Origin of the sequence: Paenibacillus doosanensis (genome assembly GCF_025060755.1) — a bacterium.
GTDB lineage: Bacteria > Bacillota > Bacilli > Paenibacillales > NBRC-103111 > Paenibacillus_S > Paenibacillus_S doosanensis.
On the sequence record NZ_JANYUY010000001.1, the window covers coordinates 412,609 to 425,357 of the forward strand.

Below are 12,749 nucleotides of genomic sequence, written 5' to 3' on the forward strand. Positions count from 1 at the left end.
GTCGATAGAAAGCAGCGGACAAGCCGATTTTTCATTGGACCGGCAGTTCCCGTTCTTTGATATAAGCCGCGGGAAGCTTGCCCGTCTCCCGTTTGAAGATGCGGTGAAAATAAGACGGATCGCAGTAGCCCAAATAATCGGAAATATCTGCTACCGTTCTGCGGGAATGCGTCAGCAAATAAACGGCCGTCTTTACCCTTAGCGCGTGAACGTAACCGCCTATCGTTTGCCCGGTCACCCCGCTGAACAGCGAAGCGGCGTAATTGGGGCTTTTGCCGATCGCGTTCGCCAAATCTTCTTTGGTCACTTTTTCCCGGTAATGATTTTGGATGTACGCTTTCATCAGCTCGATATGCCGTTCCTTCACGGAGGTCGGCTTGCCTTCGTCCAGCTCCCGGTTCCAATGCGTCAATATTTCGAGCGCCAGCGATTGGCACATCGCTTCGCGGTATGGCAGCTGTTCATTCCATTCTTCATGCATCATCCGGAACCTTTGCAGCAGCAGCTCGTATTTTCCCGTTTTCCATTTGCAAAAGTCCTGCGCCGACAGTAGCGGCAGCGCCGGAGACGACGTTTCGTCGCGAAAAGCGGCGACATATTTCTCATGCATGACAGTCGGGATGCTCTTGCCGTAAAAAGGAACGCCGCTCGGGATCAGCAGCAAATCCCCCTTCTCCAGCATCAGCTTTTCCTGATGAACCCAGTATAAGCATTTGCCGTAAGTGACGAGAATGAGCAAATACCACGGGGCTCCTTCCTCATATTCCTCAAACCACTGGACTCCCGTATCCTGACGAACGGTTTCCATATGCAGCATCGCGGGGTCACCTGCTCTATATAACGTAGTTTTTCGATACTATTATACATTTGCCGTACTATATTTCATAGTCTAATTCGACAATTTTCCCTACAATGAGTTCCAACAGCATATAAACAACAAGGAGTGGAACTGATCCATGCTACGTAAAACGAAAATATTGTGCACTATGGGACCTGCCTGTGATTCGATCGATACACTGAAAGAACTGATTCGCGCCGGAATGAACGGAGCCCGGATTAATATGGCCCACGGCGAATTGTCGGATCATGCCGGACGGATCGCAAAAGTGCGTCAGGCTGCGGAAGAGCTCGGCGCAACGGTCTCCATCCTGATCGACATTAAAGGGCCGGAAATTCGCATCGGACTTCTGGAAGAGGCTTCCTACGAGCTTCACACCGGCGGCGAGCTGACATTAACGACGGAACAGATCAAAGGCACGGCCAACCGGATTTCCGTCTCTTATCCGCAACTGACTCAGGATGTCGGCGTAGGCTCGCGCATTCTGATCGACGACGGATTGATCGAGCTGCGCGTCGAAGCGATCGAAGGCACCGAGATCCGCTGCCGCATTTTGAACGGCGGTGTGATCAAACCGCGCAAAGGCGTCAATCTGCCGGGCGTACACACCTCCCTGCCGGGCGTAACGGAAAAAGACGTCCTGCACATTCAGTTCTCCGTTGAACAGAACGTCGATTTCATCGCTGCTTCCTTCGTGCGGAAAGCAAGCGACATTATGGAAATCCGGAAAATTTTGGAGGAAAAGAAAGCCTCTCACATTCAAATTATTTCCAAAATCGAAAACCAGGAAGGCGTAGACAATCTGGATGAAATTTTGGAAGCCTCCGATGGGCTTATGGTCGCCCGCGGCGACCTCGGCGTCGAAATTCCGGTGGAGGATGTGCCGATCATTCAGAAGCAGATGATCGCCAAAGGCAATGCCGTCGGCAAAACGGTCATTACCGCGACGCATATGCTCGATTCGATGCAATCGAACCCTCGGCCGACTCGCGCGGAAGCGTCCGACGTGGCGAATGCCGTCTATGACGGCACCGACGTGCTGATGCTGTCCGGGGAAACGGCCGCAGGCAAATATCCGGTGGAGTCCGTCCGGACGATGGCGGCTATCGCAACGAACATCGAAGCGACGCTGCCTTACAGCGAGATGCTGTCGCAGAAAGCGGCGCTGCGCAAAACGAACATCACGGAAGTAATCAGCCAAGCCGCCGTAGGCTCTTCGCTCGACCTGGAGGCGCAGGCGATCATTACTCCGACGGAGACCGGGTTCAGCGCGCGGATGGTATCCAAATACCGTCCGAAATCTCCGATTATCGCGGTTACCGCCAACGATTGGGTGCTGCGCCGCCTTACGCTATGCTGGGGAGTCACTCCGGTCCCAGGACCGAAAGCGGAATCGACCGACGCCATGTTCGAATCGGCTATCGGCAGCGGCGTGAAATCCGGCATCATCAAGCAGGGCGACTTGATCGTCGTTAGCGCAGGCGTTCCGGTGGGGCAATCCGGGTCCACCAATCTGATTAAAATTCAGAATGTCTAAGATTCAAATGGCCCCTCCGCTCTTTTTCACCTCACTTCATCCGCGCAAGAAAATAAGAAAAGCTGCAGAGAACGTTCTCTGCAGCTTTTTGCTTTGTTTCGGGTTAGCCGCCTAGCGGTCTGCTGCGCCCTTGCCGTTAAACAGCGCGAACATCAATGCCGCCGCTTCCGCTCTGGTCATTGCGGCTTGCGGGTCCAGCCGCATGCCGCTTTTGCCGTGCAGCAATTCGTCGCGCAGCAGCAGCGCCGCCGCTCCCCGGGCATATCCGGAGACGGCCTGGCCGTCGGAATAATCATTCAACCTTCTTTCATCCTCCGCCGTCGCATCGATCGACGCGCCGTACAGCGCACGCGCCGCGAATACGGCCGCTTCTTCCCTGCTGACCGTCTGCTCGGGAGCAAACCTTGCCTGGCCGACACCCTGAACCCATCCGGCTTCATAGCCCGCTTGCACAGCCTTATACTCCCAGGAGCTTGGGGAAATATCCGTAAAAGGCAGCTCTTGCGCCGGCTTGGAGGCGGCTTGCCGCTGCATGGTCTTAACGAGCAGCTTCATCCATTCCGCGCGGGTCACCGGAGCGTCCGGCTCGAACTTGCCGTCTGCTCTGCCTTCGATAATGCCTTTGGCCGCCAAAACCGACACGGCACGAGCCGCCCAATGAGACGAAGGCATATCGGCGAACGAAAGGTTGTTGATTGAAACTTGGTACGTGCTGAAATGATCCGTTACAAATCGAACCGTATGCGTCGCTTCGTCATACCGTCCCGCTTTATTCTCCGGCGGATTGGAACCGTTAATATAGAAGACGGTCAATAAACCAGGGTCCTCTCCTTGCTGCAAAGCGTAAGGAAGGCTGACCGTCACAGGAGAGAGCAAGCGGTCGATTGCCGCCGTGCCGCCGGCGGAATTCGTTCCTTGCAAGCGCAATTCGAACGCCGGGGCGCTGCCCGCTTGCGTCTGCATGACGCTGATTTGGAACGCGTTCAGTCCATCCAGCGCAAGCGATTCCGGCAGCCATTCCAGGGCAACCCCGTTCAGCTCTGTGCGTAGCCTCGTATAGCCGTAATCGCCCAGGTTGGTGAACATAGCTGCGGGCAGCTGCAGCGAAGCGGGCTTCGCCGCATCCGGCGTCTCCAGCCGGATCGTTAAGTCGCCGCTCTGCGGCAGCGGCAGACCGGCCGCCTGCAGCCGCTGCGAGGCCGCCGTGCGCAGCTCGTCAAGCCGGGCGAGCTGCGCCGTTAGATCATCGGCGGTCAGTGCCGCCGACGAGGAATCCGCGGCCTCCGGCGCCGCTTCGAGGACGCTCAGCCGATCGAGCGCCGCTTGCAGCGCTTGGCGCTGCGATGCGCCGCCGCTATCGCCGGCCTGCTGCTGCAGCAGGCGCTCCAGCTCGGCCAGCGCGGATACCGCGCCGCTCACGCCGCTCGCGCTGTCGCCTCCGGCGCTGCTGCCGCTGCGGTGGCTCCTGCTTCCGCTACCGCCGTCGCCTCCGCTTCCGCTGCCGCCATCGCCTCCGCTTCCGCTTCCGCTTCCGCCATCGCCTCCGCTTCCGCTTCCGCCATCGCCTCCGCTTCCGCTTCCGCTGCCGCCATCGCCTCCGCTTCCGCCTCCGCTGCCGCCATCGCCTCCGCTTCCGCTGCCGCCATCGCCTCCGCTTCCGCTTCCGCCATCGCCTCCGCTTCCGCTTCCGCTGCCGCCATCGCCTCCGCTTCCGCTGCCGCCATCGCCTCCGCTTCCGCTGCCGCCGTCGCTTCCGCTTCCGCTGCCTCCGTCGCCTCCGCTTCCGCTGCCGCCATCGCCTCCGCTTCCGCTGCCGCCATCGCCTCCGCTTCCGCTGCCGCCATCGCCTCCGCTTCCGCTGCCGCCGTCGCCTCCACTTCCGCTGCCTCCGTCGCCTCCGCCTCCGCTTCCGCCATCGCCTCCGCTTCCGCTGCCGCCGTCGCCTCCGCTTCCGCCATCGCCTCCGCTTCCGCTGCCGCCATCGCCTCCGCTTCCGCTGCCGCCATCGCCTCCGCTTCCGCTGCCGCCATCGCCTCCGCTTCCGCTGCCGCCATCGCCTCCGCTTCCGCCGTCGCCTCCGCTTCCGCTGCCGCCGTCGCCTCCGCTTCCGCTGCCGCCGTCGCCTCCGCTTCCGCCATCGCCTCCGCTTCCGCTGCCGTCATCGCCTCCGCTTCCGCTGCCGCCATCGCCTCCGCTTCCGCTGCCGCCGTCGCCTCCACCCGGTGCTGCGGCCACCGTCACGGCGCTGGTTGCCCGCTCACTTCCGTCGGCGGTGCGCACGGTAATTACCGCGCGGCCCGCTGACAGCGCTGTGACGACGCCCTGCGAGTCGACGCCGGCTACCGACGCGTCGGAGCTTTCGAATACTAGCTGTCCGTTCACCGCATCCGCCGGTGTTACGGACACCTGGAGCATGGCGGTCTCGCCGATGCCCAGCGTCAAGCTCGCCGGCGTCACTGCGACATGATCGGCCGTCGGCACGAACGTGTACACGCTGACATCATCGATGTAGACCGGCGCGTCGACCGCGCCGTAGCTTGTGCTGAAGCGGATGCCGTCGATCGCGCTCCCTTCGTTCCAGAATACGGCGTCCGCGGCGATCAAAGCGCCGTCCGCGTACAGCTGGAACCGCTGCCGGCTTACGTCCACATCCAGCTTGACCGTATGCCAATTTAATGTAGCAACCTTGATCAAATCTGTCGTTACATTGCCCGGGCCCGTCAGCTTCAGCGTCCCGTTGGAGCTAAGCTTGATCAGTGACGTGCTTCCGTTCATTAACTCGAAGGCCGAAAATTTGCCTGTATTTTTCTCGCGAAATTTCCATTCGGCGACGAATCTGCCGGTTTGAGGGGCAAACGTCCGGCTGGCCGCATCGGAAAATTTGCTGTCGTTATCGTTCAGCAGCAAGCTTTTGTTTGCCACCGAAGGCATCTCCGCCACGGATACTTCGGCCGTCGACGCTTTATCTGCAATCGTCCAGCCTTCCGGCTTCGCGCCGGTGTCCGTGCCGTTGAAATTATCGTACAGGAGAGGGGAAGCGCCGAATACGTAGACGATCACATCGTCAACATACAGAGCCGTCGACGCATTGTCCTTCTCCGTTGCAATGCGAAGCCCGTCGATGCCGCTTCCCGCATGACTGAATGGTATGCCGATAGCGGCAAGCGTCCCGTTCACGCTGATGTCGAACGTATTTCTGACCGGATCGATCCGAAGCTTCGCTTGATTCCACATGCCTTGGGCGACCGCGGCCACCTGCCGCTCTCGGCCGTCCGCATCCTGCACGCTCAATACGTCGTCATGCGCCCGCAATACGATTGCTGCGGTCACCCCGTCCGTCAGCTCGAAGGCCGGTGCGGCTCCTGGGGCGGTCGAAGCCCACTTCCATTCCAGCTCGAATTTCGTGGTCTGGCGGGCAAAATCCCGCGACGCCGCCACAGAGCCGCTGCCGCTTCTATCGAGCAGCCGCAGCGACAGACCGTCGGCGCCGCTCAGTCCGACGAGCGAAGCGGTCGTATCCTTATCCGTTGAGACGTTCCAATCCTCCGGCTGGTTGCCCGCCGTTTGCCCGTCGAACACATCGTATACATGCGCGATCGGAGGTACGGCCGGAAGCGGGTCCGGCACATTGCCCGGTTCTGCGGCAGGTGTGGCAGGTTCCGGCCGCGGTTTTGCCGGGTCCGTATCAAAGACGGCATGCAGCGTTTTGCCCATCGTCCCGTTCACGTTCACGGTCAATTTGATCGTCGGCGACAGCTGCGTCACGAATACTTGCTCGTCGGAGGACAATACCCCGGCTGCCGAACGGTTTAATTCCAGCTCGATCGTCCCCGTATTCTCCAGCGTCGGATCGGCTACGGCTAGCTCCAGCTTGCCGCCGTCCTCCTGCTCCTTGACCATAACGGACGCCGGACGGCTGCTTGTGATGAAATCCGCCGTCGCCGGCTCCTCCTTCCAGAAGTTCGCGGCCGTAATATGCAGCTGCTGCTCGCGCACCGCTTGCACCGCCGGGGAATTGCTGATAATCGTCACCCCGGGATGCGCAGCGTAATCGCTCGTTTGCTGGGCCGATTTGTTCGGCAGCACGATATAGCTGTAGGTCCCGTTATCCGGGTTATGCCCATGGTCGAACCACATCGTCAAAAATCGGTTCGTCCGCACATCGGAAGAAGTCGTCGGGTTATCGTTAATATCGAGCCAGGTGCCGCTGCGCTGCTCCCGCAGCATATGCACGCTCGGCGCATCCGGAAACACGTAACCGATATCCGCTCCGGGCGCATTGCCGGTAAGATGAGCCCAATGCGTCTGCTCGCTAACCTGCGACCAGCCCGCATCGGCAGGCATCGTCACCCCGTCGACGACAAACGGATTGTCGCCGGCAGCGTTCAGCTTACGCTGATCGACGGTCGTCTCGATCGTGCGGTCGTCGCTGCTGCTGATCCCGGCTCCGAGAGCGACGATTTCGTCGTCGAACATAAACCACGACTTGTTCGCCGTCAGCGTCGTGCCGATCTGCTGCAGGTTCATTCCCGTCGCGCCGTACGCTCCCAGCGCGACGCCCCCGGCCCAGGAATTGCCGGGCGCCGCTTCCCCGTCGCCGTACTGGTAGTTCGTAAACGTGCGCTCCCGCGTATCCACTGTCGTTCCCGGCAAACGGTACAAATTGACGGTCGGCCAGTAATCGTTCGTATACTGGTTTTTATCCGCGTTGTACAAATACGTCATACCGTCCCCGGTATACCAGCCTTTGCCGTTTTCCCCGTTCGTCAGCTCGTACGTCTGAATCCGCTTCGAGCTTTTGCTGACGCCGAACGCATATTGATCGCCGCGGTGCACCGACCGCGCCATCCCGTTCAGCTCGTAATGCGCCGGCCCGTCTCCCTCGGCTACAATCGCCGGATCGGCCATCCATTGCTTCACCGTCTGAATCGTCTCCGCATCGCTTAATTGCTTGTAATAGTTGAAGTCCGCGTTCGCCGTCAAATAATGCTTGATCAGCTGCTTCATCTTCAGCGCATCGTCCGCAGGCGCGAATTGGGCGAGCCTCGCCATTCCGGCAATAATGCCTCCCGCCGCCTGATTGACCGTGTTCGCCTCTCTGGCGATGGCCCGGCCGCGGACCATATCCATCACCTGGCCGTTATAGATGATAGGAGCGAAAGCATCGTTAACCCAGCGGAATACATTCGATGCTTGCGGGTCGGTGACCTCCCAGTCGGTGCCGGCGAGCATATACAGCAAATTGCCGACGCCGCGGATCAGCACCTCTCCGTAGCTTCCCGTGTAAGCGACGGTGGAATGCTGGACGAACGAGCCGTCTTCGTAAAAACCGTCTCCGGAGGTCACATAAGGAAACAGCGGGCTCATCTGCTCGCGTACATGCGTTAAGCGAGTGTCGTCCTTCGTCACGACGCCCATGATGAGCTCTACCGTCAAAATGTCCGAACGGTTGGCCCCGGTCTGCGTGAAGCTCGGAAGCGAAATATCCCCGATAAAATGATCCATCGTCCCGACGTACCGGCTGAGCTGCTGCGGCGTCAAAACGTCGTACAGCAGCACCGTCAGATCGGCCAGCCGCAGCGGCGCGCCGATTTGCCAGTTCCACCAGTTGCCGTACTGAATGCCCGTTTCGTTATATTGATTGGCGTACAGCCAGTCCAAAGCTTCTATTATATCGTCCCGCAGCCCGATATGATGGTAGAGCGCGCCGCCTTTCATCGAATACGCAAGCGCCATCGTTTTCAGCCGGGTGTAGTTCGTCGTCACCCCGTCGGATACCGTGTCGGAAGGAAGCACGTCGCTCCACAAATAGGATCGTCCCGGATCGGTGTTCAACGTGCTCCAGTAATTGGCCGCGCTCGTATTGGTCGACGAAACGATCTCCGCAATGTTCGCATCCGTAGTATCAATGGCGGCTCCGCCGTCCAGCGTTTTTTTCCATTTTAGCCGCATGAGGTCGAATGCATCGGCCGGCTCCGCCTGCTGCCGCACCGTTACGGTCGTGGCCGCCGTCTTTCCGCCGTCTTGCGCCGTTACCGTAATTTGCGCGGTTCCCGGCTGATAAGAGCGGACAAGCCCGGTTTCATCGACCGAGGCTACCTCGGGCCGGCTCGAAGACCACGAAACATCGCGATTGGTCGCGTTGGCCGGAGTCCATTTGGGCTGCAGCGTTATCGTATCCTGCACATCCATCGTTACCGCAGCGGGCAAAGAGACTTGTTCCACAGCAATGATCGCATCGGTTACCGTCACCAGCGACGACGCGCTCGCCCCGCCGTCGGCGGCTTTGGCCGTAATGACGGCCGTCCCCGCCGCTATGCCGGTCACAATGCCCTGCGAATCGACGGCGGCTATCGACGGCGCGTCCGAAGACCACTCCAGACGGGGATCGGAAGCCTCGGCGGGTTCAATGACGGCAGGCAGCGACGCGGACTCTCCGGTTGCTATGCTGAGAGCCGAAGGCAGCGAGACGCTCTGAACATGGACGAACGGCACGACCGTGACCGTCGTTGCGGCCGTTTTCCCGCCGTCCACGGACGCTGCCGTGATCAGCGCGGTTCCCGCCTTGATCCCGCTGACGACGCCGTCGCTATCGACGGCGGCAATGGCCGGGTCGGAGGAAGACCAGCTCACGCGCTGATCGGTCGCCGAAGCAGGCTCGACGTACACGTTCAATGTTACGCTCATTCCTTCCGCCACCCGGACCGCCTCCGGCAGCAGCACCTTGTCGACATGAACGACCGGAGTCACCGTAACAGCGGTTAATGCGGTTTTTCCTCCGTCTCTCGACGTCGCCGTAATGACGGTTTGCCCCGCCGTAACGCCCTTGATGATGCCATCCGCATCCACGGCGGCTACGGAAGAATCTGCGGACGACCATAAGATACGGGAGTCCGAGGCATCCGCCGGACGAACATCCGCAGACAGCGCAGCGGTCGTCCCTTCCGCCAGCGACACGGCGGACGGCAGTGCAATACCGCTGACGGGGACAAACTCGGAAATTTTCACATCGTCGACGTACATGCTGGCCGGCGAACCGCCTGTCCCGGTTTGGGAAATTTTAATAGAAGAAATTTTATCCCAATTCGCCTGAAGCGGCGAGCCCGTCAGCACGGGCTGTCCGTTGACGAATACGTCGAGCAGCCGCTGATCCTGATCGAGAAATGCGCGTACCGAATACCACGTATTCGCCTCGTAGGAGCCGATTTGCGTGTTAAACGCTTTCATTTTGCCGCCGGCATCTACGGACACAATAGTGGTATACAACCCGCTCGCGCTTTTCAGCTCCAGCACGCTGCGGGCATGCGTCGTATCCGCAAACAGAACGGAAGCCTCCAGGACGACTTTACCGGTAATTTGCGCCGACAGCGTTCTCGCCGTATTGACGACTTTGCCGGCCGAAGTCGACACAAGCCGCAAACTGCGATCCGCACGCGAGTAGACGGCCTCCCCGACCGCATAATCGCCCGCGCTTACGTCCGCGTTGTACAGCCCCCAATTGCCTCCGACCTCCGCCGCCGGCCCCGAAGTCGAAGGGGTCGCAGGGTAGCTGTCGAAGCTCGCCGCCACGTAGACGCGGGCCGCCGCCTCCGCTCCGGGAATGCCTCCGGCACAGGAGAGAGCCGGGGAAACAAGCAGCATTGCGGCTAGCAGCCGGCATACAAATAACCGGAACCGTTTCGAACCGAACATACATGATTCCTCCTCTAGTTATGAAATGACCATTTTATGTAAGCGGTAACATATCATTTTAAAAAAAGAACGCCTCCGATTCGGAGAAACCGTTCGTTGAGAAAATTTAGCTGCGGCTAAGTCCTTGTCTAAACCCGCACGATTGAGCGTGGGAAGGAAATGGGCTATGGGGTTCCAACCGCTGTTCAAAGGCGGCCGCTATCGCTTCTCCGCCCCACAGCCATTTCCTCTTCTGTTCTACTGTTGCTTCCGCAAGCCTCACAGGCAATCCTGATATTTTCCAAATTCTATATTTATAGTAAGAACACCTTCTATCGACGTCTTTTCATCGGTGCCCGTGACCTATTCGGCTATAAAAGCGTCGCCCGCAGCCTTAAGCCATTCGCGGAGCTGGCCCTCCAGCCGCTCCGCCACGGGATGCTGCGAAGCCCTCTGCAGCTTGAGCGGATTCATCTGGTAAGGGTCCTCCTGCAAATCGTACAGAAGACGCAAGCAGAAGCTCGGATCGACGGCCGAGTAACCCCGGTGCACGACATACGTATACCGCGCCGTCCTCACCCCGCGCCAGCCGTAGCGCTTGTTGTCGAGCCCTTGGGCGGCGAACTGCTCGATCGCGTCCTTGCGTCCCGGGAAGGCGCAGATGAACGCGGCGGACGGAGCGTCGCCTCCGCGGCCGAGAATCGGGCCGGAGCAGTCGGTTCCCTCTACCGTCTCGGGGATCGCCAGCCCCGCGAGTCCCAGCAGCGTCGGCATAATATCGACGCTGTTGAATAGGAGGTCGGTCTCACCGGCGGCAATACGCCCGGGCCACCGCATCAGACAAGGAATCCCGATCGATTCTTCATGCCAGGAATGCTTCGCCATTAAGCCGTGGGCTCCCATCAGCTCGCCATGATCGGACGACAGCACGACCAGCGTATCGTCCGCAAGCCCGAGCTCCTTCAGCTTTTGCAGCAAACGGCCGAACTGCTCGTCAATGCCGGTAACGGCGGCGCAGTAGTCGTTCATATATTCCGTCAGACGCTCGATTCCGTCCTCGAACGGCTCGCCGGTATGCGCGGCCAGCCCTTCCGCCCGCACATTCGGCCGAAACTTCACAGTCCGTCCCTCATATATCCGCTTGTAGCGGTCCGGAACCTGATCGAACGGACTGTGCGGCGGATTCCAGGAGACGAACAGCGCGAACGGCTCTTCCCGCCGCCGAGCCCGCTGCTCCAAGTAATCGAGCGCCATATCCGTCTCATGCTCGACGGACCATTGACGGATCTGTATCATCTCCGGCGAATCCCGCCAATAATGCGGGGTCATATGCTCGTCGTACGTGCCGTACGAGTACCAGAAGTCGAAGCCGTGCCGCTTCGGCCCGGGCGGCGTATAGGCGTCCCAGCCGGCCGCTCCCGATTCTGGCCGCTCCGCGACGTTCTGCTCCGGCAAGTCGAGATGCCACTTGCCGATATATCCGGTCGCATAGCCGGATTGCTTCAGCGCATCGCCGATGCACATATCGCTCTCGCGAAGCTGTATGTCCGCTCCGAGCTTGCAGTTCGTGTACACGCCGCTCGTCTGCGGATACGTTCCCGTCATCAGCGCCGCCCGGTGCGGCGAACAGAGCGGCGTACAGCTGACGGCGTGGTTAAACACCAGGCTCTCCGCGGCAAAAGCGTCGATATTCGGCGTCATCACCTCATCCTCGCCGCGGAAACCGGCTGCCTGTCTGCGCCACTGGTCGGCAAACACATAGACGATGTTCGGCTTGCGTGTCAGGCCCGCCGGCTCGTTCATCGTATCCGTCATCCTTTCACCGCTCCCGCCGCAATGCCTTCCACGAAGTGATCCTGAGCGATGAAATAAATGATAATCGTCGGAATGATCGCGCAGACGGCCGCCGCCATCAGCGGAGCGTATTCCGTCGCATGCTCCGTCTGGAAGTGCTGCATGCCGAGCTGCAGCGTAAACAGCTTGTCATCGTTCAAATAAATGAGCGGCCCGAGAAAATCGTTCCACGAATGCATGAACGTAAAGATCGTCAAGCTCGCGATAGCCGGACGCGTAAGCGGAAGAATAATTCGCGCGTAAATGCCGAATTCGCTCAGCCCGTCGATCCTCGCCGCCTCGGACAGCTCCTCGGGAATCGACATATAGAACTGCCGGAACAAGAACACGCCGAACGGACTGAACGCTCCGAGCAGAATGAGCGCCCAATGCGAATTCAGCAGGCCGAACTGCTTCATCAGCAAAAACTGCGGAATCATCATCACCTGAAACGGTATCATCATCGTCGTAATATACAGGAAGAACAACTTGTCCCGCTCCGGAAACCGTACCTTGGCGAACGCATAAGCGGCCATCGAGCAGGTGACGATCTGCAGCACCGTCGTGCTGACGGCAATTTTGATCGTATTGAAATAATAAGTGAAGAACGGCAGGTCGTTCCATACCTTCGAATAATTCGAGAAGTAGAACGTGCTCGGAATCCACTGGATCGGGAAGCCGAATACTTCCGCCTCGGATTTGAACGAAGCGGAGATCATCCACAGAAACGGCAGTATCATCGAGCCTGCCACGGCGATAAGCACAATATATAACAATCCTTTAACGATCCGCGCTCCCGGCGAGCGGGTAAGCTTCAAGGAATGCGGCTGTTTGGAAGTATGCGCGACTGAATTCATTCTCTTGTCATCC

General features: G+C 59.5%; 5 protein-coding genes. 1 reads left to right on the forward strand and 4 read right to left on the reverse strand.

Annotated features, from left to right (window positions below; all coding sequences use genetic code 11):
- Positions 1 to 31: 31 nt before the first annotated feature.
- Positions 32 to 817, reverse strand: coding sequence for an AraC family transcriptional regulator (locus N0M98_RS01830; RefSeq protein ID WP_249862126.1), 786 nt, complete (start codon positions 815 to 817; stop codon positions 32 to 34).
- Positions 818 to 956: 139 nt separating this feature from the next.
- Here N0M98_RS01830 and pyk point away from each other — a divergent pair, with 139 nt between their 5' ends.
- Positions 957 to 2,375, forward strand: coding sequence for a pyruvate kinase (gene pyk, locus N0M98_RS01835; protein WP_259616768.1), 1,419 nt, complete (start codon positions 957 to 959; stop codon positions 2,373 to 2,375).
- Between the two features lie 111 nt (positions 2,376 to 2,486).
- Here pyk and N0M98_RS01840 read toward each other — a convergent pair whose 3' ends face one another.
- The 3 genes from N0M98_RS01840 to N0M98_RS01850 all read right to left on the reverse strand — a co-directional run bounded on the left by N0M98_RS01840 (position 2,487) and on the right by N0M98_RS01850 (position 12,736).
- Positions 2,487 to 10,067 (reverse strand): polysaccharide lyase family 8 super-sandwich domain-containing protein, encoded by a 7,581-nt coding sequence (locus N0M98_RS01840; RefSeq protein ID WP_259616769.1) that lies wholly within the window; start codon positions 10,065 to 10,067, stop codon positions 2,487 to 2,489.
- A 342-nt stretch (positions 10,068 to 10,409) separates the two neighbouring features.
- Positions 10,410 to 11,861: a sulfatase family protein gene (locus N0M98_RS01845; protein ID WP_259616770.1), complete on the reverse strand. Its 1,452-nt coding sequence runs from the start codon at positions 11,859 to 11,861 to the stop codon at positions 10,410 to 10,412.
- A complete protein-coding gene (locus tag N0M98_RS01850) occupies positions 11,858 to 12,736 on the reverse strand; it encodes a carbohydrate ABC transporter permease (RefSeq protein ID WP_249862122.1) in 879 nt (292 codons plus the stop codon). Before N0M98_RS01850 ends, N0M98_RS01845 begins: the two co-directional genes overlap by 4 nt.
- Positions 12,737 to 12,749 lie beyond the last annotated feature (13 nt).